The following is a 22,521-nucleotide window of genomic DNA, read 5'->3' as shown; positions in this document are numbered from 1 at the left end:
TACTCCAGCGAATTACGTGATCGCACCCGCGGTTTTGAGCGCGATGATGCGGTCCCAGTCCAGGCCGAGTTCGAGCAGGACCTCGTCGGTCTGCGCGGCGAATTCCGGGCCGGGACGCAGGTCGGGCGCGGTGAGATCGAATTGCACCGGGCTCGAAACCAACTGCAGCTCACCGGCTTTGCGGACATATTCGTTCGCCTGCACCTGCGGATCGTCGATCGCTTGGAGCGCGTCCTGCACCGGCGCCCACGGACCGGACAGAGTCGCGAAACGCTCGGTCCATTCGGCGAGCGTCCGGGTGGCGAACACCTCGCGCAGGATCTCCACGGCCACAGCGGTATTGGCCGCGATCGCGGCGGCATCGGCGAACCGCGGATCTTCTGCGAGGTCCGGCCGGTCGATATGTTGGCATACGTCGGCCCAGAATTTGCCGGGCTGCAACATGACCAGCGACAGATACCGACCGTCCTTGGTGGCGTACAACCCCGACAGCGGATTCGACGGCGAACCGTGTGATCCGGTCGGGAACGCCCGCAGCGGTTCTCCCATATACGCCGAGAGCGCGATGGTGTGCCCCATCGACCACAGCCCGCTGCTCAGCAGCGACACATCCACGATCGACGGCTCGCCCGTGCGTTCCCGCTTCAGCAGCGCGGCCGCGATGCCGCCCGCCAGATTGGTTCCGGAGATGGTGTCGCCGAATGCCGGACCGGGCGGCGGGATCAGCCCGTCGATATTGGGCGGAGTGATGGTGGCGGCGACGCTGCCGCGGCACCAGTAGGCGGTCATGTCGTAGCCGCCCTTGTCAGCCTCCGCACCGCGCGGGCCGAGACCGCTGCCGCGGGCATAGATGATCTTCGGGTTCACCGCGCGAATGTCGTCGACATCGATACCGAACTTGCTTCGGTGCTGCGGCAGGAAACTGGTCAGGAATACGTCCGCGGTCTTGGCCAGGTCGTGGATCACCGCCCGCCCCTCCGGCACCGACATATCGACCCCGATACTGCGCTTACCCCGATTGGCATGTTCCACATTGGGATTGGGATCGCCCTCGACCTTGAAGGTGGCGATCTGACGCAGCCCGCGCTGCGGGTCACCGGTGACCGCGTGCTCGACTTTGACCACGTCCGCACCCCAGTCGGAGAGCACGGCGCCCGCCGACGGCACGAACCCGTACATCGCGACCTCGAGGACGCGGATCCCGTCGAGTGGCCCCCGGCTCATCGGACCGCCGCCGCGAAGGTCTTGATCTCCAGGAATTCCGTCAACCCGTCGACTCCCATCTCCCGGCCGATGCCGGACTGTTTATAACCACCGAAGGGCGCGTCGGCGGCAAAGTAGTTGCCGCCGTTGATGCTCATGGTGCCGGTGCGGATACGCCGCGCCACCGCGAGCGCCCGCTCCTCATCGGCGCTGAACACGCCGCCGGACAGGCCGTAGATGGAGTTGTTCGCGATCCGTACGGCATCGTCGTCGTCCTCGTACGGGATCACCGCGAGCACCGGTCCGAAGACCTCCTCCTGGGCGATTTCGCTGTCCGGATCGACACCTGCCAGCAGCGTCGGCAGGTAGAAGAAGCCCGGGTCGACCTTCTTGCCACCGGTCACCAGCTGGGCACCCGCCGCCACCGCGCGCTGCACCAAGCCATCGACCTTGTCGCGCTGGCGCTCGCTGATCAATGGCCCCATATAGGTTTTCGGATCGCCGGGGTCGCCGTAGCGGACATGCGCGAAGTTCTGCGCGACCATTTCGACGATCGCATCGTGATCCTTGCGCGGCACCAGCAGCCGGGACGTCAGCGCACACCCCTGGCCGGCGTGATTGACAATGCTGAACGCCGCGAATTGCGCGGCCGTCCGGTAGTCCGCGTCGTCGAGCATGATCGCGGCCGATTTGCCGCCGAGCTCGAGGAATACCCGCTTCAGCGTCTCGCTCGCGGCGGCCATGATCTTGCGTCCCACCGGCGTCGAACCGGTGAAGGTGACCACGTCTACGTTGGGGTGCGTCGTCATCCGTTCGCCCACAGCAACATCCGAGGAGGTGAGGACATTGACCACACCGGCGGGAATGTCGGTGTGGTGCGCGATGATCTCGCCCAGCGCCAGGGTGGCCAGCGGCGTATCCGGTGCGCCCTTGAGCACCACCGTGCAACCGGCCGCGAGCGCGGGCGCGAGCTTGGCCAATGCGAGCTGATGCGGATAGTTGTAAGCCGCGATGGCCGACACCACGCCCGCGGCTTCCTTCTCGACCCAGCGCCGATGGCGCTGACCGCGGATTTCGATATCGCCGAGGTCCTCGGTGAAGGAGAACTTCGACAGCAGACCGGCGTAGAAGCGGACGATCTCGAAGGGAATCTCGAGCTGGTTACCGTGCGTGAGCTGCCTGGTCGCGCCGACCTCCGCGATCGTCAGCTCCCGCAGTTCTTCGACGTTATCGCGAAACGCCTGGTAGAGCTGTTCGAGGCAGTGCGCGCGGAATGCGGCGTCGGTGGCCCAGGTCGTGGTGTCGAAGGCCCGCCGGGCCGCGGCGATGGCCGCGTCGGTCTCGGTAAGGCCCGCCTCCGGTGCGTACCCGTACACCTCACCCGTCGCGGGATTGAGCGAGGCGAGCGTGCGCCCGGTCTCGAGCAACTGGCCGTCGACGAGCAGCCGCCGAGTCGGAATCTGCTCCGTCCGGGCGGCCACTTCTTCTTGCACTGACATCCGGTCTCCTACACTGCGCAATGGAAACTTCATTCTCGCTATTGGAGAATGATACATTCATCACTCGCGGACTGTAGCAACAATCCGAAAGCTGCGACACCCCCGTCGCACACGAACGACATCGCGGTTCACCTGCCGATATCCCGCATCACTCGGGAAGTCTTGCGCACGGGATCAACGCGAGAGTACGGTTCTCAACATCCGGAAGGGAGATTCTTGCGTGAAAACCGCTGTGGTCACCGGAGGCGCCTCGGGCATCGGCCTCGGCATCGTCGAGCGCCTGCGCACTGACGGCCTGCACGTCGCCACCCTCGACCTGAACCCGTCCGCCGAGGACGATTTCGCCTATCAGGTCGACGTGACGAAACCGGACGAGATCGCCGAGGCTCTGACCGACGTGCGCGCGAAGCTGGGTCCGATCACCGTGCTGGTCAATGCCGCCGGCATCGAGAAGTACCGCCGCTTCCAGAACCTCACCTTCGAGGAGTGGCAGCGCATCATCGATGTCAACCTGCACGGCGTATTCCACACCGTCCAAGCCGTTCTGCCGGATATGACGGCCGCGAACTGGGGACGCATCGTCAACATCTCCTCCTCCAGTACCCACTCCGGCCAGCCGTTCATGGCGGCCTACGTGGCGGCCAAGTCCGGACTCAACGGCCTCACCAAATCGCTTGCGCTGGAACTGGGTCCGTACGGGATCACCGTCAACGCGGTCCCGCCGGGCTTCATCGATACCCCCATGCTGCGCCGGTCCGAGGAGAAGCAGCTGCTCGGCGGAACCATCGAGGAGCACATCCAGCGCACCCCGGTGCGCCGGGTCGGCCGCCCCGCCGATATCGCCGCGGCCTGCTCGTTCCTGATCTCCGAGGACGCCGGCTACATCACCGGACAGATCCTCGGCGTCAACGGCGGCCGTAATACCTGAACCCGTCCGTGCCCGGCACGGACGGTGCAGCCCAGAAGAAGTAGGACCGAAAGGAAGAGCCGTGGGACGTGTGGAGGGCAAGGTCGCCTTCGTCACCGGAGCCGCGCGAGGCCAGGGCCGCAGTCATGCGGTGAAGCTTGCGGAGGAGGGTGCCGACATCATCGCGGTGGATATCTGCCGTGATATCGAGACCATCCAATACTCGCTATCGCGACCGGAGGATCTGGAGGAGACGACCCGTCTCGTCGAGAAGACCGGACGGCGCATCATCGCCGAACAGGCCGACGTGCGCGATCGAGCGCAGCTCGCCGCGGCGATCGAGCGCGGTATCGCCGAATTCGGCCATCTCGACATCGTGGTGGCGCAGGCCGGCATCGCCGGTATGAAGGGCGAGCCGCAGTGGCAGGCCTGGACCGATGTCATCGATACCAACCTGATCGGCGTCATCAATGCCGTCCAGGCGGCACTGCCGCACCTCGGCGCCGGCGCATCGATCATCGCGACCGGTTCGACCGCGGCGCTGATGGATCTGGCGAAGGTCGATCAGCCGGGCAAGGATCCGGGCGGTGTCGCGTATATGGTAGCCAAACGCCTTCTGTCGCAATACATCCACGAGATCGCCACCCACTTGGCGGCAAGCAGTATTCGGGCCAATGTCGTACATCCGACCAATTGCAACACCCCCATGCTGCAGAGCGAACCGATGTACCGCTCGTTCCGCCCGGATCTCGAACATCCCACCCGCACGGACGCCGAACCCGCCTTCTTCGTGCAGCAGGCCATGCCGGTCCCGTATATCGAGCCGGAGGAGATCAGCAACGCGGTGTTGTTCCTTGCCTCCGACGAGTCCCGTTTCATCACCGGTACCCAACTGCGGGTCGACGCCGGCGGCTATCTGAAGTGGTACGACTACCGCGTCTGAAGGGAAGAATACCGTGAAGGTTCGAGTCGATGACGAGCGCTGTCAGGGGCACACGCTGTGCGCGATGATCGCCCCGAAAGTGTTCGAACTCAGTGAAATCGACGGGCATTCGTCACCGGTCAGCGAAGACGTTCCAGCCGATCAGCAGGACAACGTGCGCGAGGCCGTCCGGTCCTGCCCCGAACGGGCGATCTCCAGCACCGAATAGAGGAACCGCCGATGACCGATATCGCATCCGATGCCGAGCGCAGACAGCCGGAATTTCATTTCGATCGACACACCCCGCAATATCGCGGACAATTCGTCGAGATCACCCAGCAGATGCAGAGCGAGTGCCCGGTCGCCTGGACCGAAACCTACGGCGGGCACTGGGTAGCCGCGGGTAACCGCGAAGTGTTCGAACTGGCCCGCTGCCCGCACATCTCCAACGACAACGACCCAAACGGTGAACGTCGTGGCTACAAGGGGATTTCCATTCCGACACCGGAACGCGGCCAGGGCATTCGCGCGGGCATCCTGGAAATGGACCCGCCCGAACAGCGGGAACTGCGCTCGGCGCTGAATCCGTACCTGTCCCCCGCGGCGGTGCAGCGCTGGATTCCGTTCGTCGACGAAATCGTGCGCGCCAGCATCGACGAGCAGATCGAAAGCGGCAGCATCGATTTCGTCGACGAGTTGGCGAATATAGTGCCCGCGGTGCTCACCCTGGCGATGCTGGGCATCCCACTGGACAAGTGGACCATCTACAACGAACCGGCGCATGCCTCGGTGTACACCCCACCGAATTCGCCGGACACCCCGCGCATCGCCGAGATGCACCGCACCATGGGCCTTGACCTGCTGACGAACTATCTGGAGGTCAAACAGAATCCGCGGCCGGGCATGCTGCACGCCGTCGCGGAGTCCACCCTGAACGGCGAGCCGATCTCCGATATGGACGCGCTCGGCATGCTCAGCCTCATTATCGGCGGCGGCTTCGACACCACCACCGCGCTCACCGCGCACGCGCTGGAATGGCTGTCGGAGAATCCGGATCAGCGCGAATTGCTCAGCCGCGAACGCGATCTCATCCTCGATTCCGCGACCGAGGAGTTCTTGCGCTACTTCACCCCCGCACCGGGTGACGGCCGCACGTTCGCCCAGGATTGCGAGGTCGGGGGCAAGCAGTTCGCCGAGGGTGAGCGGCTGTGGCTGTCGTGGGCGATGGCCAACCGGGATCCCGAGGTGTTCGACAACCCCAATGAGATCGATATGGAACGCCGGGGCAATCGGCACTACAGTTTCGGTCTCGGCGTGCACCGCTGCATCGGTTCCAATATGGCGCGCATGGTGTTCAAGCGAATGCTGCTCGCGGTGTTCGACCGTATGCCGGACTATCGCTGCGCTCCCGAGGACGCCGTACATTACGACACCATCGGCGTCATCCAGGGCATGCGGCATCTGCCCGCCACCTTCACCCCTGGTCCCCGGCTGGGCGCCGGACTCGACGAAACCCTGGCGAAACTGCAGCGCGTCTGTGATGAGCAGCGGCTGGCCGAACCGGTCACCGTGCGCAAGGGCGACGCCCAGATCTGACGAAAGAGCGAGGAGGCGATATGGGCGAAGCATCGGGACGTCCACTGCCATTGCTCACCCTCGAGAACGAGTTCTTCTGGACCTCGGGGAGCGATGGCACGCTGCGCATACAGGAATGTGAATCCTGTGCGGCACTGATCCATCCACCGCAGCCGGTATGCCGGTACTGCCGTGGACACGAGATGGGAGTGCGTGCCGTCTCGGGCTTCGCCACACTCGCCGGCTTCACCGTCAACCATCGTTTCGGTGTGCCGGGACTGCCCGCGCCCTATGTCGTGGCGCAGGTCGCGCTCGAGGAGGATCCGCGAGTTCGGCTGACCACCAATGTGATCGACTGCGATCCGGATGCCCTGGTCCTCGGCATGCGGCTCGAGGTGGTCTTCCAACAGGACGACGACGTCTGGCTGCCGCTGTTCCGGCCCGTCGAAACACAGCCGGAACCGGCCCCGCTGCCCGTGGACGATATTGCGCCACAAGAGTTCTGGCAGCACGTGCGGCCCATGGTGCGGTCGGAGAAATTCGAGGACCGGGTCGCGCTCACCGGTATCGGCATGTCGCCGATCGGGCGGCGGCTGCAGGTTCCACCGCTGCGGCTGACCATCCAGGCCTGCGAACGCGCGATCGCCGACGCCGGTCTGACGATCGACGATATCGACGGCCTGTCGACCTATCCGGGCGGCGGCAATATGGGCGGATTCAGCGAGGGCGGCGCCCTTGCCCTGGAGTCCGCCCTCGGCATCCGGCCGACCTGGCACAACGGCGGGATCGAAACCTTCGGCCCCGGCGGGTCGGTCATCTCGGCCATGTTGGCGGTCGCGGGCGGGCTGGCCCGGCATGTGCTGTGTTTCCGCACCCTGTGGGTAGCCACCTTCAACGATCTGATGCGCACGGGCAAGATCAAGCCCTCCGCCGCGCGCACACCCAGCTGGATGGCCCCATTCGGCGCCACCTCTGCGGCACATACTCTGGCGCAGAACGCGCAACGACATTTCCAGCGCTATGGCACCACTCGTGAAACCCTCGGCTGGATCGCATTGAATCAGCGCGCCAATGCCGAACTCGAGCCGACCGCGATCTACCGAGATCCGATGACCATGCAGGACTATCTCGAGGCGCGCACGATCACCACACCGTTCGGGCTCTACGACTGCGATGTGCCCTGTGACGGTGCGATCGCGGTCATCGTCTCCAGCGTGGACGCGGCGCGCGATCTGGCCAAGCCACCGGTCCTCGTGGAGGCGGTCGGCACCCAGATCATCGAGCGCATCGAATGGGACCAGAGCACCCTCACCCACGAACCGCAGGTGCTCGGCCCGGCCGCGCACCTGTGGACCCGAACCACGTTGCGCCCCACCGACGTCGACATCGCCGAGCTGTACGACGGCTTCACCTTCAACTGCCTGTCCTGGCTGGAGGCCCTCGGCTTCTGCGGTATCGGCGAGGCCAAGGACTTCCTCGACGGCGGTAAGAACATCGCCCGCGACGGCCTGCTGCCGCTCAATACCCACGGTGGCCAGCTCTCGCACGGCCGCACTCACGGCATGGGCCTGCTGCACGAGGCGATCTTGCAGTTGCGCGGTGAAGCCGGTGCGCGGCAGGTCCCCGATGCCCGCATCGGTGTGGTGTCCAGCGGCGGGCTCACCCCCGGTGGGGCGATGCTGCTGCGGAGTGATTCATGACGATTACCGAATCCGATTTCTCGCTACTGACCGGAGACGAACCGATTCCAGTCGTCACCGAAGTCGACGGCATTCCGATGTCGGGGCTGTTGGCCGAGGCGCAGACACCACGGGCGGTGCTGCTCGCCCTGCACGGCGGAGCCACCACCTCAGCGTATTTCGACTGCCCGGACCACCCGCGACTGTCACTGCTGCGGCTGGCCGCCGCGGCCGGATACACCGTGCTGGCCCTGGACCGGCCCGGATACGGCAGCTCGCACACGCATGCCGACGAACTCGCCGACCCACAGCGCCGTGTCGATCTGATGTATGCGGCCGCCGAGCAGCATCTCGGATCGCGGCCGCGCGGCGCGGGCACCTTCTTGCTCGCCCATTCCGCGGGCAGTGAATTGGCGTTGCGGATGGCGGCCGACGAGCGCGGCCGCGAATTGCTCGGCCTCGAATTGGCCGGGACCGGGCTGGAACATCAGCAGGAGGCCTACGACATCCTGTGGGGAGCGGATCCGCACGGGAAACGGCGCATGCGTCGCGACGGTGTGCCGGGCGGCGTCACCGAACTGCTGTGGTATCCGGCCCGGCTGTATCCGCCCGAGTTGGTCGGCGGTGCGCGGATCGGGTCCTATGGCCCACGCTACGAGGGGAATTCGGTCGAGGACTGGCCGACGGTCACCTTCCCCACACTTGCCGCCGAAGTGCGGATTCCGGTGCGGTTCACCGTCGGCGACCACGAACGGGTGTGGCGCAACGATCCGGACGCACTCGCTGAAGTCGGCGCCCGGTTCACCGCCGCACCGAGGGTCGTGCTCAATATCCAGCCCAACAGCGGCCACAACCTCAGCATTGGACATACGGCCGCCGCCTACCACCTCGGGCTGCTCGCCTTCGTCGAAGAAGCAGCCGTTGCCCGAAGAACCGGCGAATTCCACGGCCCGGCAATACAATTCAACGGCGCCACACAGGAGGTGAACTGATGGACGTCATCGACGTTGCCATCGCACTCGTGCGACTCGTTCTGGGAGCCACCATGATCGCCCACGGGGTCAATCACTGGGTGGGCGGCGGCAAGATCGCGGGCACCGCGCGCTGGTTCAGTGGCCTCGGACTGCGCGGCGGCATCCTGCACGCGTGGCTGAGCGTCGTCACCGAAATCGGTGCCGGCGTGTTGTTGATCGTCGGGCTGCTCACTCCCCTGGCGTGTGCGGCGGTCATCTCGGTGATGGCGGTCGCGGGCCTGCTCGCCCACCGCACCAACGGATTCTTCGTATTCAAAGAGGGTTACGAGTATGTGCTCGTGCTCGCGGTCGTTTCGCTGGCGCTGGGGCTGCTCGGTCCCGGGTGGCTTTCCATCGATCACGCCGCCGATATCGAGATAACGGGTTGGGCCGGTGGCGGCATCGCCCTCGGGGTCGGCCTGGTCGCCACCGCGGGCCTGCTCGCCGTGTTCTGGCGGCCCGAAGCGAAAGGCGAAGCGTGATGCGGGTCGGATTCATCGGACTCGGCAGCCAAGGTGGGCCGATGGCGCGCCGGATCGTCGACTCCGGATATGAGACGACGCTCTGGGCGCGGCGGCCCGCCTCGCTCGAGCCGTTCGCCGATACGGCGGCGAAGATCGCCGCATCACCGGCGGAACTAGCCGCGGCGAGCGATCTCGTCTGCCTCTGCGTGGTCGGCGACGCCGACGTCCGCGAAGTCGTGACCGGCGCCGACGGCGTACTGGCGGGCATGGCCGCGGGCACGATCCTCGCCGTGCACAGCACGGTGCATCCGGACACCTGCCGCGATCTCGCCGATATCGCTGTGGCACAGGGGGTTTCGATCGTCGACGCACCGGTCAGCGGTGGCGGCGCTGCGGCCGCCGACGGCCGGTTGCTGGTGATGGTCGGCGGCTCGACCGATATCGTCGAACGCGCTCGCCCGGTATTCGAGACCTACGCCGAACCCGTCGTCCATCTGGGCCCGCTCGGCGCCGGACAGACCGCCAAGCTCCTCAACAACCTGCTGTTCACCGCGAATCTCGCCACCGCGGCAAGCACTCTCGCGCTCGGTACGTCCATCGGTATCGATCCGACCCGCCTCGGCGAGGTGATCTCGCACGGCACCGCCGACAGCTTCGCGCTCGGCCGTGTCGTCTCCGCGGGCGGCACCCTGGACCGGATCGCCGCACACGCCGGGCCGCTGCTGCGCAAGGATGTCGGCCTGATCGCGGACCTGGCCGCCGCCGCGAGCGCCGAACCCGGCATCGTGCTCGACGCCGCCGACGCGACCCTCACGATGATCGATCACCCGCGCTGATGCGCGTCGGATTCCTCGGCGCCGGACGGATGGGGCGTCCCATGGTCGAGCGGCTGGTCCGGGCCGGGCACGAGGTGTGCGCGCTCGGCCGGTCGCTCGAAGCGCGCCGAGCCCTCACCGAGATCGGCGCGCAGGCGGTATCCGCACCCGCAGCCGTCGGGACCAACGCCGATCTCGTCATCGTGTGCGTTTTCACCGATGAACAGGTTCGAGCGGTCTGTCTCGGCACACCGTTGCTGGCCGCCATGCCGTCCGGTTCGACTCTCGTCCTGCACACGACCGGCAGTCCGCACACAACTGCGGCCATCGCCGCCGAAGCCGTTGCCTCACATGGCATCCAGGTGCTCGACGCGCCCGTCAGCGGCGGCCCGCCCGATATCGCAGCAGGACGGCTCACCCTCTTCGTCGGTGGCCCGGCCGAAACCGTGGACCGGGTCCGGCCCGTGCTGGCCGCCTACGGCGACCCGATTCTGCACGTCGGTCCGCTCGGCGCGGGCCAGCGCGTCAAGTTGGTCAACAATGCCGTATTCGCCGCGCAGCTCGGAATACTCACCGCGGCAGTGGATCTCGGGAAACAGCTGGGCGTTGCCGAAACCACTCTGCTGGCCGCGCTGCCGCACGGCAGTGCGGCAAGTCGCGCGCTGTCCGGTGTCGCGAGCCGGGGGTCGGTGGCCGAATTCAGCGCATCGGTCGGCGATTTCGTCGGCAAGGATGTCGCGGCGGTCCGGTCGATCGCCGCGGAGCTCGGCACCGATCTCGGCCTGCTCGACGACGCGATCGACAAGCGGCACTGACGAATACAAGGCGGCGCTCCGAACCTGCTGCCGGTGCAGGTTCGGAGCGCCGTTCCCACCGCGCCACGCTGCGCGGGTGAGCCATCAGACTCGGGCGGGGACTTCCGCTTCGGTCTGCTCGGCCGGACTGGCGGCCATCGCCCGGCGGACCGGAATGGCCATGGCGACCAATGCCGCCAGAACCGATACGGCACAGCCGATCAAGAACGCGACGCGGAAACCGTCCTCGGTGGGGATGCTGTGACCGCCGACCGTGATGGTCAGCTGTGCCAGCACCGCGCCGACCACGGCCGCGGAGATCGAGGTGCCGATCGACCGCATCAGGGTGTTGAAGCCGTTGGCGGCGGCGGTTTCCGACTGCGGCACCGCACCCATGATCAGGGCGGGCATGGCGCCGTAAGCGAAACCGACACCCGAGCTGCAGATGATGTTCACGATCAGCAGTCCCCAGGTGCTGCCCATCAGGACCTGCGCGGCGCCGTAGCCGATGGCCATGACGACCGCACCGACGACAAGGGTGAACTTCGGACCGCGCACAGCCGACAGCTTCGCGCCGACCGGGGAGATGAGCATCATCATGATGCCGGCGGGGGCCATCCACAGACCCATCGCCATCATCGACTGGCCGAGACCGTAACCGAGCGAACGCGGCAGCTGCATCAACTGCGGGACGCTCAGCTGCAACGCGTACATGCCGACACCGATGGCGACCGTCGCGAGATTGGTGACGAGCACCTGTGGCCGGGCGGTCACCCGCAGGTCGACCAACGGCTCAACGGTCCGCAGCTCCCACCAACCCCACACCAGCAGCACCACTACGGCCGCGACGAACAGGCCGAGAATGCTGCCGCTCGTCCAACCCCATGTCGCGCCTTTGGACACGGCGAGCAGCAACGACACCAGGCCGGCGCCGAGCAGCACCGCACCGAGTCCGTCGAAACGACCCGACGGCCCTTCGGCAATACCCTCCGGGACGATCAGGGTGATCAGCGCGGTGGCGACCGCGACCAGCGCCGCCGCCGCCCAGAACAGCACCCGCCAGTTGCTGTACTCGGTGACCGCCGCCGCCAACGGCAGACCGAGCGCGCCACCGATACCGAGCGAGGAGCTGATCAGCGCGATGGCCGAGCCGAGTCGCTCGGGCGGCAGCACATCGCGCAGCAGCGCGACGGCCAGCGGGATGGTGCCGAAGCCGAGACCCTGCAGGCCGCGGCCGATGATCATCGGCAGCAATGACCCCGCCATGGCGCAGACCACCGAGCCGATGATGAGCGGCACGGTCGAGGCGATCACCATCCGGCGCTTGCCGAACATATCGCCGAGGCGTCCGGCGACCGGGGTGGCGACCGCACCCACGAGCAGGGTGATTGTCACGACCCAGGATGTATTGGCCGCCGAGGAATTCAGAATCTGCGGCAACTCGCCGAGCAATGGCACTACGAGCGTCTGCATCAGCGACGCGACGATGCCGGTATAGGCCAGCACCGCCAGGATGGCGCCTGGCCGGACAGCGGAATCAGGCTTGTCCACCTAAATCTCCCTCGGACTCATAACAATCAGCGTGTATCGTACACTACATGTGTATCATGCATTCCGCGTGAATAATACACGCACTGTGTGTGATGCACATCTCCGAGGAAGGAAGGCATGGACAAGCGCATACAACTGATCGAGTTCGAGACCTTGCTACTCGGCCACTACCGACTGAGCCCCCAACATCGGCGCACCGATGACCCGCTGGAGCGCAGCTCGTATCTGCTACTGAGCCGACTGCGAATCCAGGGCCCGATGTCACTGCGACAGCTCAGCGACGCACTGGGATTGGATGTGTCGACGCTGCATCGGCAGACCGCCACACTGCTGCGGGCCGGACTCGTGGAACGCATTCCCGATCCGGATGGCGGTGTCGCGCGCAAGTTTCGCGTCACCGCTGCGGGTGGTCGGCGCCTCGATCAGGAGCGCGCTGTCATCATCGAGGTCCTGGCAGCGGTGACGCAGGATTGGACCGGCGAGGAGCGCGCCGAATTCGCCAGCTATCTGGAGCGATTCAACAGCGATATCGAGCGGCTGTACGGACGGACGTGGCCGCGCCCAGAGCCGATGGCCGCCCGATAGGCCACTCAGCCGACCAGGGTGTCGTGGCCTTCCCAGTACTGGGCGCGCAGCTGGCGTTTGTAGAGCTTGCCGCTGGGATCACGGGGCAATTCGGTGACGAAGTCGACCGTGCGCGGGCATTTGTAGGCGGCTAGTTCCGCGCGACAGTAGGCGATCAGCTCGGCCGCGATCTCGGCACCGGCGGTAGCCGGATCAACCAGTTGGACAACGGCTTTCACCGCCTCGCCCATTTCCTCGTCCGGCACGCCGAGCACGGCGACGTCGGCGACCGCGGCATGTGCCGCGAGGACATTCTCGGCCTCCTGCGGGTAGATATTCACCCCGCCGGAGATGATCATGTGGGCTTGCCGATCGGTGAGATACAGATAGCCCTCGGCATCGAGATATCCCATATCGCCGAGTGTGCGCCACCCCTTCTCATGGGTCACCGAAGCGGTCTTCGCAGCATCGTGGTGATATTCGAACGGCCGTCCCCCACCGAAGTACACCACCCCGACCTGGCCGAGCGGCAACTCCTCGCCATCCGCGCCGACAATGTGACACTCCTGCGCCGGTCTGCCCACCGAGCCCGGATGCGCCAGCCACTCCTCGGCACTGATGTAGGTGTTCCCGACATCCTCGGTCCCGGAGTAGTACTCGCTGATGATCGGTCCCCACCAATGCAGCATCTGCCGTTTCACCGGCACCGGGCACGGCGCCGCCGAGTGGACCACATTCACCAGACTCGAGATGTCATACCGTTCGCGTTCGGCCTTCGGCAATCGCAACAGGCGCACGAACATCGTCGGCACCAGCTGCGCGTGCGTGACCCGATGACGCTCGATCAGCTCGAGGCATTGCCGAGGGTCGAAGCGTTCCATCACGATCACGGTCGCGCCGATTCGATGCCACGACATCGAGAACACCAGCGGCGCACCGTGATACAGCGGTGCGGGCGACAGATAGACCGCATCCGCACTGGCGCCGCTCACCAGCAGACCCCGCGCGATCTGCACCGGCGCCGAATCCGGATCGCCGAGCGGAGCGGCGGGCAGCGGTTTGCGAACTCCCTTGGGCTGCCCGGTCGTTCCCGACGAGTACAGCATCTCCCGGCCCTCGCATTCGTCGGAGCCGAGCGGATGCGGCGATGTCGCCGCCAGCACATCCTCGTACTGTTCGAAACCGACCAGTTCCCCCACCGCCACAATCCGGACCGGGAGGGCGGAGAGGTCGAGCTCGGCCACCACATCGGCCATGGACTCGCTGGTCACCAGCGCGCTGGCGCCGCAGTCGTCCAGGATGTACTGCACCTCACCGGCTTTCAGATGCCGGTTGATCGCGGTGTAGTACAGACCGCAGCGCTGCGCCGCCCACGCGATCTCGAGAAACGGGCGATTGTTCTCCATGAGAATCGCGATGTGGTCGCCGACCGCGAGTCCGCGCGAACGCATGGCCCTGGCGAACCGGATCGACCGCTGCTCCAATTGGGCATAGGTCACCACCTCGCCACTGGACGCCAGCACGATCGCCGGGCGATCCGGCGCCCGATCGGCGTGCCAGCCGGGCGTCATCGGTGCCGCGGTGGTCTGCGCAACGTCGCCGCCCGCCGCCGGATCACCTTGTTCGACAATGTGATTCTCGGCCATGGAACAACACTCTTCCTCGAATTGGATGCCGGTCAGCTGATGCAGGCGGCCGCACCGAACCGGTCAACTCGCGGTGATGGCATGCTCCGGACAGGCCGACACCGCCACCAGGACAGCACTGGCGTGGTCGGCCGGAACCTCGGGAGTCTGCACCTCGGCGTAGCCGTCGTCGTTGAGGGTGAACACCTCCGGGCACAACGACAGGCACACACCATGTCCGCGACAGCGATCGGAATCGACGGAGACCTTCATCGGGTACCACCTTCCGCGATATCGAATTCCAGATGCAGCGCGGTCAGGCCGCGCAGGACGAAGGTCGGCACATACTCGTACTCGCGTGCGCCGGCGGCGCCGTGCACCGCTTCGTCGATGCGGATATCGGTCGTGCGGTCCAGCAGCCGCTCGATGGCCACGCGAGCCTCGGCTCTGGCCAGCGGCGAACCCGGACAGGTGTGGATACCACGGCCGAAGGCGATGTGGGTGCGGGCATTCGAGCGCTCGGGATCGAAGGTCGACGGATCGTCGAAGCGGCGCGGATCCCGGTTGGCGCCGCTGTTCACCACCATCAAGGTGGTACCGGCGGGCAGGTCGACCCCGCCGACGCTGACCGGCACCCGCGACAACCGGAAGTCACCCTTCACCGGGCTCTCCATGCGCAGCACCTCCTCGACGAAATTCGGTACGCGCGAATGGTCCTCGCGCAACCACCGCTGCAGTTCGGGCTGTTCGCCGAGCAGTTTCAGCGCGGAGCTGAGCAGTCGAACGGTCGTCTCCTGACCGGCCGAGAACAGATTCGCCGCCACCCGGACGATATCGAGCACCGTGGGTTCGGAACCGTCCGGGAACATCGTGGTCGCCATGCTGCCGAGCACATCGCCGCGCGGTTCGCGACGACGGTCCTCGATGTAGTCGGCGAACCTGCCGTAGAGGAATTCGATCGGGTTGTGGTGCATGGATTCACCCTCGGTACTGCCGAGTGTGGAGCCCTCCCGGTGCGGGTCGCGCTGCAATGCCTGCAGGAATTCCTCCTGGTCGGCCGGGGGCACGCCGAGCAGGTCGGCGATGACGTACAGCGTGAACGGTCCGGCGAAGTCGCGGATGAAGTCGCCGCGACCGGGTGCGAGGTAGCTGTCGAGCATCCGGTCCGCGAGCGTCCACATCGCGTCCTCGTTCTCCTTGAGGCGCTTCGGGGTGATGAGCCGCATCAGCAGGCCGCGATGCTGGGTGTGCACCGGCGGGTCCAGGGTGGGCAGTTGGTCGCTGAACGGCAGTTTGTCGCGGTGCTCGGCGATCAGCGCATCGATATCGCCCTCCAGCGGCACCGGGAAACCGGGGAACGGACCGGTCACCGAGGTGCAAGAGGAGAAGTGCTCGGTGTCGTTCAGCACCTCGAGCGCCTCGTCGTAGCCGGTCACCATGTACACGCCGTGGTGGTTCTCGCGCGCCACCGGGCACTGCGCGCGCATGGCGTCGAAGTACGGATACGGATCCGCTATGAGCTCCCGCCCGAGAAAGAAATCCATCTCCTCGAAGTCGTTCACCACTGATGGCTCCCTTCGGCACCGCGCGCCCGCCATGGACCTACCGACCGGCACGCGAGAATGATACTCTCAATAACTGTTGAATCCGATTCTCACATCGGTATGAGAGACCGTCAAATAGGAGACCGCGGCGCGCGGTTTCCGACTAGCGCGTCTCAGTCCGGTGAGCAGGTGCTCAGCGGTTGATTCGGAGGGCCGAAATTCATGAGTGTCGAGCCGACCGGCGATCAGCGGTTGTTCCAGACGACGACCCGCGAGTTCCTCGACCGGACCGTCCCGATCGAGACGGTGCGCGAACTCGCCGATGCCGCATCGGGTTTCGATGACCTGTGGTGGCGACGAGGCGCGGAGCTGGGCTGGACGGCGATGCTGGTGCCCGAAAGCCTCGGGGGCGGCTCGATCTCCGGCCAGCCGATGACCGAACTCGCGCTGGTGGCCGAGGAGTTCGGTCGCACCTGCGCGCCCGGCCCGTTGATCCCCACCAGCGCCGTACTCGCCGGACTGGCAGCCGCGGGCGATCGGTTCGCGGATGTGATCGCCGAGATCGTCAGTGGGGACGCGATCGCCGCGTGGGCGCTCTACGAGCCCGGCCACGGTCTGGATCTCACCGCCCCGGACACCCGCGCCGAACCTGAGGGCACGGGCTACCGGCTAACCGGGCTCAAGGACCGCGTCGAAGCCGGTGACCGCGCCGACCTGTTCCTGGTCACCGCACATGGTCCCGACGGCCCGATCCAGCTCCTGGTGCGTGCCGATACCCCGGGCGTGACGGTCACCCCGACCTGGACACTCGACCTCGTTCGCCGCACCGCCCGGGTCGAGTTCGCGAAGGTCTTCGTCGGCGCCGACGCCGTGGTCCAGCAGGGCGAAACCGCCACCGCGGCAACGCGATCGCAACTGCATATCGCAGCGGCACTCAGCGCCGCGGAATCGGTCGGCGCCGCCCAGCGTGCCTTCGACGCCACCGTGACCTGGATGTTCGACCGCTACACCTTCGGCCGCCCGCTGGCCTCCTATCAGGCCCTCAAACACCGCATGGCCGATAACAAGACCTGGCTGGAGGCCTGCCATGCGACCGCCCGCGCCGCGGCTGCGGCCATCGACGAAAACCCCTCCACGGCAGCCGAATTCGTCAGCGTCGCCAAGTCCTATGTCGGCACGAAGGCCCCGGTGATCGTCCAGGACTGCGTCCAGATCCACGGCGGTATCGGCGTCACCTGGGAACACGACCTGCATCTGTTTCTGCGGCGCGTCACCTACGGCCGGGCCCTGTACGGCACCCCGGAGGAACATCACCGCCGCATCACCGATCTACTCGTCCGGAGCGCCGCATGACAACCGATCTCGAACCCCTCGACAGCTTCCGCGACCGCGCCCGGCGCTGGCTGAAGGAAAACCTCCCGCCCACCACGCAGTCCTACACCGGAGCGGATCACGACGAGGTGTGGGATCGCGCGCGCGAACTACAGCGCATCCTCTCCGACGGCGGCTTCGCCGGTATCTGCTTCCCGAAAGCCTATGGCGGCCAAGGGCTTACACCCGCCCACCAGCAAGCTTTCACCGAGGAGTCGCTCGGCTACGAGATGCCGCTGGTGCTGAATGTGCCGACGCTGGCAATCTGCGCGGCCACCCTGCTCGAACTGGGCACCGAAGAGCAGAAGCGCACGCATTTGACGGCGGTGCTGCGGGGTGAGGAGATCCTGGCCCAGTTCCTGTCCGAACCGCGCGGCGGCTCGGATCTGGCCGGGCTGACCACCCGCGCCGATCGCGACGGTGCCGAGTGGATCCTCAACGGCTCCAAGATCTGGAGTTCGGGCGCCTATGCCGCCGACTACGGGCTGTGCCTGGCCCGCACCGACTGGGATGTGCCGAAGCACAACGGGCTCACCCTGTTCCTCGTCCCGGTCACCGCGCCGGGCGTAACTATCCAGCGGATCAAACAGGTCACCGGATCGACCGAGTTCTGCCAGGAGTTCTTCGACGATGTCCGGTTACCCGCCGACGCCGTGATCGGCGAGGTCGGCGGCGGCTGGGCGGCGGCGTCGCGGCTGCTGAATCACGAACGGGCCGCCATGGGCGGCACCTCGCCCTACACCAGCGGTCAACGCCCCCACCTCGGCGCGGAGGCCACCACGTTGGTCGACTTGGCGCGGGCAACCGGCCGACTCGACGATCCACGGGTGCGTGAGGATGTCGGGGCGGCCAGGGCCATGATCGTGGTCCGCAACCAGCTCATCGCGCACGTTTCGCACGCCATCGGCATCGGCGCCCTGCCGCCTGCGGCGGGATCAATCGTTCGCCTGTTCAGTGCCGAAAATGCCTTGCTGCAAACCGATTCCGCGGTCACGATCGCGGGCGCGGCGGCGGTGACCGGCGATCCGGACGGTCCGGGCGTCGGCCAACTCGGCATCGACTATCTGTTCCGCAACGCCTGGAGCCTCGCGGGTGGCAGTACCGAAATGGCCCGCAACATCATCAGCGAACGCGTACTCGGCATGCCCCGCGAACACGCCGCCGACCGCGACGTGCCGTTCAACAAGGTCGAGCGAGGTCGTTGAGTGACGGGTTGGTTCGAACAGCGCAGCGGCCTCGACGGCACCGTGGCCGTGATCACCGGCGGCGCAGGCGGTCTCGGGCAGGCGATCGTGCACGATTTGGTCGCCAACGGTGTGCGGCCCGCAGTCCTCGACCTCGATGCCGAAGCAGCCGAGGCCCTGCGGCACACGATGGCCGACGGCGACGCCCTGGTGCAGGTCGGTGACGCCCGCGACCCCGAAACGCTGGCGGCACTGTTCGCCGCGGTCGACGAGCGCTGGGGTCGGCTCGACACCCTCGTCAATGTCGTCGGCGGCACCTTCCGTGCGCCGTTCACCGACACCACACCGAAGGGCTGGGACGCGCTGCTGCGCACCAATCTGCTGCATGTATTCCACGCCTGCGCACTGGCGGCGCCCCGGATGCGGGCCGGTGGGCGCGGCGGCAGCATCATCAATATCACCACTATCGAAGCGCACCGTGCCGCACCGGGTTTCGCCGTCTACGCCGCCGCGAAGGCGGCCGTCGAACAGTTCGGCCGCACCCTCGCCGTCGAACTCGCACCGGACCGGGTCCGGGTCAACAATGTGGCCCCGGACTTCGTGCCGACCCCCAACCTCGCCAGGTTCTCGCACGGTGACGGCGCCATGTCGGATCCGGCCGGGGCCCGGGTCGCCATCCCACTCGGCCGCCCCGGTCAGGTCACCGATGTCTCGAACTGCGTGGTCTTCCTCGCCTCGGCCCTTTCGGCCTACCTCACCGGCACCACCCTGCACCCCGACGGTGGCACCTCGGCATCGGCGGGCTGGTTCAACTGGCCGGATACCGGTTGGGCCAATTACGCTCCGCTGCGCTATCTCCAAAGTTGATCGGAGTGATCGCGCGCAGGCAGAACGCGGTCGTGCGGTCGATATCGGCGGCGGTCGGCTCCACTTGGCGCCAGAGGAAATCGGTCAGACTGCCGACGGTCGCATGCGCGACCAGCCCGGCATCGAATATCGGGTCCTGGCTGCCCAATTCGGCGAAAGCGCCGTGCAGCAGTGTCGCGAGCCGATCGCTCGGCGTGGGCGACCCGCCATCGAGATCCGGTGCCGACCCGCCACCATTCCACAGGACCGCCCTGGTCAATGTCGCCGTGGCCTCGGCCGCCTGGGACAGCACCGCCTCGACCCACCGGCGCACCTGATCCTCCGGTGTATCCGCCGTGCGCATTCGGCGGTCGGCATAACGCACCAGGCGCTCGGCACCATCCTCGATGAGCGCGGAGATGAGTGCGTCCTTCGACGGAAAGTGCCGGTAGAAGGCGTCATTGGACAGACCTGCGGCGGCGACGATATCGGCGACACGCGGTCGCGACGCGGTTCCGCTGGCGCGGATGACGGCCAGCGCGGCATCCAGCAGGCGGCGCACCTCGTCGGCGTAGGTCGCTTCCCGTTTGGCGAGAGCCCGCGCGGCAATGCGGCCCACCACGTCGACCCCTGGACCTGCAAGGCTATTCTCGCTCACAAGAAGAGTATTCTCAAAAATAGGAGTCGGCGCAAATGCCCGAGCGTGTCCTCACCCTGCAGGGTGCGACGAACTTCCGCGATCTCGGTGGCTATCCGACCGTCGACGGCGGATGCACCCGCTGGGGCATGGTCTATCGCTCCGACGCTCCGCACCGCCTCAGCATCGACGACCTCGCCATCATCGGACGCCTGGGCCTGCTGGTCGCCTATGACCTGCGCACCGACGAGGAACGCGACCGGTCTCCCTCGGCCCTACCGGCCACCGTGCGCCGGATACCACTCACCATCGGCGGCACCGCCGCTCACTCCCGGGTCAATGCCGAGATGATCCGGACCCGGCCCGCCGACATTCCCGACGACTTCCTCGCCGAAATGTATCGCCGGATGGCCGATTTCGACGCCGGGATATTCGGGCGGATCCTCACCGAGCTAGCCGATGCGGACGGTACACCGGCGCTGATCCATTGCACCGCGGGCAAGGATCGCACCGGCGTCGCCGCCGCATTACTGCTGGCGGCACTCGGTGTCGACGAGACGACGATTCTCGACGACTACGAACTCAGCGCCATCCACTTCACCGACCGGCGCCTGCCCCGGCTACTCGCCCGCCTCCCCGAGGATGTCGACCCCGCACGCTACCGCGCGGTGTTCGGCGCACCGCGGCTTGCGATGTCCACCCTGCTCACCACACTGCGGGAACAACACGGGAGTATCGAGGGCTACCTGCATGCCAGGGCCGGGCTATCACCCTCGACTCTCACCGCGCTGCGCGACCGGCTGGTCCAGTCAGCCGTTTCGTGACTCCGCCTGGTACCCGGCAACGACGTCGGTGGCCTGCTTGTGCAGATGCCGCAGCAGGATCTCCTGGTCATTGAGCGGGAACTCGGTGATCGCCCGTGATTCGAGCATGGTCTGGGTGGCCTCGAGGGTGTTGCAGTCCTGCAGGCCGAATTCCTTGAAGGTGAGCGCGGCCAGTTCCTGGCGCAACCGGTCGGTGGCATTGCGGGCGGGGGCGAAATAGCAGGTGCCCTCGAAGATGTGCTTGTTGTAGGCGGTCGGCCAGTAGTGATACGTCAGGTACCAACCCGGCGCCCACACGACGATCATGAAATTCGGGAAGAAGACGTAGGAGTCCAGGCCCCATGACCGGTGCCGGGCGGGGTTCAGGCCGGGTGGCAGATTGTCCAGCGCGGGGATGTCGGGGCGATCCCAGGCGCCGAAATTGCCGCTGCGCAATACCCGTTCGATCGGCTTGACCATATTCAGGTCCTTCGGCGGCGCCATGCCACCCCAGGAGGACACCATGCCGTGCGGCCCGTCCAGTTCGTAGTGCAGCGCCTCGAAGCCGAAGTTCGACAGCTTCGACGACTCACCGGACACGTACTGCTTCGCGTGCAGGATGGGCGCGTGGTAGAACTCGGCGAAGGCGTCGATATAGAGCTTCCAATTGCTGCCGACCTCGGCCCGGTACTTGTACACCTCGGTCATCTCCCCGAACGGGTAGCCCGCCAGGCCCTCGGCGAGCTTGCCGAGATAGTCGGTCAGCGGCGCGGCATCCCCATCGAGGTTGATGAATATGAAGCCTTCCCATACTTCGCATCGCACCGACTTCAGACCGAATCGGTCCTTGTCGAAGTCGAAGAACTCCTGCTCCTGCTGCACGAAGGTGGCCTCGCCTTCGAGGCTGTAGCGCCAGGCGTGATACTTACAGGTGAACTGCCGACAGGTACCGGCGGTCTCCTGGCCCGGATAGTCGTCCCAGACCAGCTTGTTGCCGCGGTGGCGGCAGACATTGTGGAAAGAGCGGATTTGCTGGTCGTTGTCTTTGACGATGATCAGCGACGTGTTCACCACCGCAAGCTCTTTGGTGAAGTAGCTGCCCTTGCGTGGAAGCTGTTCCACCCGACCGACATTCAGCCAGGTCCGCGCGAAGATCGCTTTGCGCTCGAGCTCATAGTGCTCCGGCGAGATCGAATCCTCGAACGACACCAGGCCGGTGCCGAGCTCTGGATAGTGCTCCGTCCACGACCCCTCCGCGGGCTTCGCGAAATGCGGCATCTGTAGCTCCCGTCATATCGAATACCACGGCCAACGGGCCGCCGACATCAGGAAATGCTAGTCGTTCGTAAAGTAGATTGCTAGCCGTTCGTAAAGTAAATGCCTTGCCGATCGTCAAGTACAGTCTTAGGCATCACGATGAGCTCACCGGAAGGACTCTCAATGATCGTGTCAAGCCGCGACTGCCGTCGGGACGGGTGTGTCGAGGGTGAATTCTCTCCCGTCGCGCAGCAGTGCCCACAGGACG

At 66.2% G+C, this 22,521-nt stretch carries 22 protein-coding genes; 14 read left to right on the top strand and 8 right to left on the bottom strand.

Annotated elements, in window-relative coordinates:
- Window positions 1-12: 12 nt before the first annotated feature.
- Both ACZ60G_RS26925 and ACZ60G_RS26920 read right to left on the bottom strand, forming a co-directional pair.
- Window positions 13-1,224, bottom strand: coding sequence for a CaiB/BaiF CoA transferase family protein (locus ACZ60G_RS26925; protein ID WP_465813433.1), 1,212 nt, complete (start codon window positions 1,222-1,224; stop codon window positions 13-15).
- The gene (locus ACZ60G_RS26920) at window positions 1,221-2,702 is read right to left on the bottom strand and encodes an aldehyde dehydrogenase family protein (protein WP_465813431.1); all 1,482 of its coding nucleotides are present in this window, start codon (window positions 2,700-2,702) and stop codon (window positions 1,221-1,223) included. Before ACZ60G_RS26920 ends, ACZ60G_RS26925 begins: the two co-directional genes overlap by 4 nt.
- Window positions 2,703-2,922: 220 nt before the next feature.
- Here ACZ60G_RS26920 and ACZ60G_RS26915 point away from each other — a divergent pair, with 220 nt between their 5' ends.
- The 9 genes from ACZ60G_RS26915 to ACZ60G_RS26875 all read left to right on the top strand — a co-directional run bounded on the left by ACZ60G_RS26915 (window position 2,923) and on the right by ACZ60G_RS26875 (window position 10,892).
- Complete coding sequence (locus tag ACZ60G_RS26915) at window positions 2,923-3,630, top strand: SDR family NAD(P)-dependent oxidoreductase (protein WP_465813429.1); 708 nt, start codon at window positions 2,923-2,925, stop codon at window positions 3,628-3,630.
- 61 nt (window positions 3,631-3,691) lie between these two features.
- Window positions 3,692-4,552, top strand: a complete 861-nt coding sequence (locus ACZ60G_RS26910) for a mycofactocin-coupled SDR family oxidoreductase (RefSeq protein ID WP_465813427.1) — start codon at window positions 3,692-3,694, stop codon at window positions 4,550-4,552.
- A 13-nt stretch (window positions 4,553-4,565) separates the two neighbouring features.
- Complete coding sequence (locus ACZ60G_RS26905; RefSeq protein ID WP_063039407.1) at window positions 4,566-4,760, top strand: ferredoxin; 195 nt, start codon at window positions 4,566-4,568, stop codon at window positions 4,758-4,760.
- A gap of 11 nt (window positions 4,761-4,771) precedes the next feature.
- A complete protein-coding gene (locus ACZ60G_RS26900) occupies window positions 4,772-6,127 on the top strand; it encodes a cytochrome P450 (RefSeq protein ID WP_465813425.1) in 1,356 nt (451 codons plus the stop codon).
- A gap of 20 nt (window positions 6,128-6,147) precedes the next feature.
- Window positions 6,148-7,806 (top strand): thiolase C-terminal domain-containing protein, encoded by a 1,659-nt coding sequence (locus tag ACZ60G_RS26895; RefSeq protein ID WP_465813423.1) that lies wholly within the window; start codon window positions 6,148-6,150, stop codon window positions 7,804-7,806.
- Window positions 7,803-8,777, top strand: coding sequence for an alpha/beta fold hydrolase (locus tag ACZ60G_RS26890; RefSeq protein WP_465813422.1), 975 nt, complete (start codon window positions 7,803-7,805; stop codon window positions 8,775-8,777). Before ACZ60G_RS26895 ends, ACZ60G_RS26890 begins: the two co-directional genes overlap by 4 nt.
- Window positions 8,777-9,280, top strand: a complete 504-nt coding sequence (locus tag ACZ60G_RS26885; RefSeq protein ID WP_465813420.1) for a DoxX family protein — start codon at window positions 8,777-8,779, stop codon at window positions 9,278-9,280. Before ACZ60G_RS26890 ends, ACZ60G_RS26885 begins: the two co-directional genes overlap by 1 nt.
- Window positions 9,280-10,098 carry an NAD(P)-dependent oxidoreductase gene (locus tag ACZ60G_RS26880; protein ID WP_465813418.1) on the top strand — a complete coding sequence of 273 codons (819 nt, stop codon included), beginning with the start codon at window positions 9,280-9,282 and terminating at the stop codon, window positions 10,096-10,098. The genes ACZ60G_RS26885 and ACZ60G_RS26880 overlap by 1 nt, the downstream gene beginning before the upstream one ends.
- Window positions 10,098-10,892 (top strand): NAD(P)-dependent oxidoreductase, encoded by a 795-nt coding sequence (locus ACZ60G_RS26875; protein WP_465813416.1) that lies wholly within the window; start codon window positions 10,098-10,100, stop codon window positions 10,890-10,892. The genes ACZ60G_RS26880 and ACZ60G_RS26875 overlap by 1 nt, the downstream gene beginning before the upstream one ends.
- Window positions 10,893-10,976: 84 nt before the next feature.
- On the opposite strand, the gene ACZ60G_RS26870 is transcribed toward ACZ60G_RS26875, so the two are convergent.
- On the bottom strand, window positions 10,977-12,422 hold the full coding sequence (locus ACZ60G_RS26870) for an MFS transporter (protein WP_465813414.1): 1,446 nt from the start codon (window positions 12,420-12,422) through the stop codon (window positions 10,977-10,979).
- Window positions 12,423-12,539: 117 nt separating this feature from the next.
- On the opposite strand from ACZ60G_RS26870, the gene ACZ60G_RS26865 reads away from it, so the two are divergent.
- Window positions 12,540-13,007 carry a MarR family winged helix-turn-helix transcriptional regulator gene (locus ACZ60G_RS26865; RefSeq protein WP_465813412.1) on the top strand — a complete coding sequence of 156 codons (468 nt, stop codon included), beginning with the start codon at window positions 12,540-12,542 and terminating at the stop codon, window positions 13,005-13,007.
- 5 nt (window positions 13,008-13,012) lie between these two features.
- Here ACZ60G_RS26865 and ACZ60G_RS26860 read toward each other — a convergent pair whose 3' ends face one another.
- The 3 genes from ACZ60G_RS26860 to ACZ60G_RS26850 form a co-directional block, all read right to left on the bottom strand.
- Entirely contained in the window at window positions 13,013-14,557 is a 1,545-nt protein-coding gene (locus ACZ60G_RS26860) for an acyl-CoA synthetase (RefSeq protein WP_465813643.1), read from the bottom strand.
- 138 nt (window positions 14,558-14,695) lie between these two features.
- A complete protein-coding gene (locus tag ACZ60G_RS26855; RefSeq protein ID WP_465813410.1) occupies window positions 14,696-14,884 on the bottom strand; it encodes a ferredoxin in 189 nt (62 codons plus the stop codon).
- Entirely contained in the window at window positions 14,881-16,176 is a 1,296-nt protein-coding gene (locus tag ACZ60G_RS26850; protein WP_465813408.1) for a cytochrome P450, read from the bottom strand. The genes ACZ60G_RS26855 and ACZ60G_RS26850 overlap by 4 nt, the downstream gene beginning before the upstream one ends.
- Before the next feature lie 201 nt (window positions 16,177-16,377).
- On the opposite strand from ACZ60G_RS26850, the gene ACZ60G_RS26845 reads away from it, so the two are divergent.
- The 3 genes from ACZ60G_RS26845 to ACZ60G_RS26835 are packed head-to-tail and all read left to right on the top strand — an operon-like array spanning window position 16,378 to window position 19,577.
- Window positions 16,378-17,508, top strand: a complete 1,131-nt coding sequence (locus ACZ60G_RS26845; RefSeq protein ID WP_465813406.1) for an acyl-CoA dehydrogenase family protein — start codon at window positions 16,378-16,380, stop codon at window positions 17,506-17,508.
- On the top strand, window positions 17,505-18,731 hold the full coding sequence (locus ACZ60G_RS26840) for an acyl-CoA dehydrogenase family protein (RefSeq protein WP_465813404.1): 1,227 nt from the start codon (window positions 17,505-17,507) through the stop codon (window positions 18,729-18,731). Before ACZ60G_RS26845 ends, ACZ60G_RS26840 begins: the two co-directional genes overlap by 4 nt.
- Entirely contained in the window at window positions 18,732-19,577 is an 846-nt protein-coding gene (locus ACZ60G_RS26835; protein ID WP_465813403.1) for an SDR family NAD(P)-dependent oxidoreductase, read from the top strand.
- Here ACZ60G_RS26835 and ACZ60G_RS26830 read toward each other — a convergent pair.
- Window positions 19,519-20,214, bottom strand: a complete 696-nt coding sequence (locus ACZ60G_RS26830) for a TetR/AcrR family transcriptional regulator (RefSeq protein WP_465813401.1) — start codon at window positions 20,212-20,214, stop codon at window positions 19,519-19,521. The genes ACZ60G_RS26835 and ACZ60G_RS26830 overlap by 59 nt on opposite strands.
- Before the next feature lie 35 nt (window positions 20,215-20,249).
- Here ACZ60G_RS26830 and ACZ60G_RS26825 point away from each other — a divergent pair, with 35 nt between their 5' ends.
- The gene (locus ACZ60G_RS26825; protein ID WP_465813399.1) at window positions 20,250-21,017 is read left to right on the top strand and encodes a tyrosine-protein phosphatase; all 768 of its coding nucleotides are present in this window, start codon (window positions 20,250-20,252) and stop codon (window positions 21,015-21,017) included.
- Here the strand turns inward: ACZ60G_RS26825 and ACZ60G_RS26820 are convergent.
- Entirely contained in the window at window positions 21,003-22,274 is a 1,272-nt protein-coding gene (locus tag ACZ60G_RS26820; protein ID WP_465813397.1) for an aromatic ring-hydroxylating oxygenase subunit alpha, read from the bottom strand. The genes ACZ60G_RS26825 and ACZ60G_RS26820 overlap by 15 nt on opposite strands.
- Between the last annotated feature and the right edge of the window lie 247 nt (window positions 22,275-22,521).

The organism is Nocardia sp. NPDC102475, assembly GCF_055584605.1.
The sequence above is the reverse complement of the archived record's forward strand: the minus strand, read 5'-3'. Positions and strand labels throughout refer to the sequence as shown.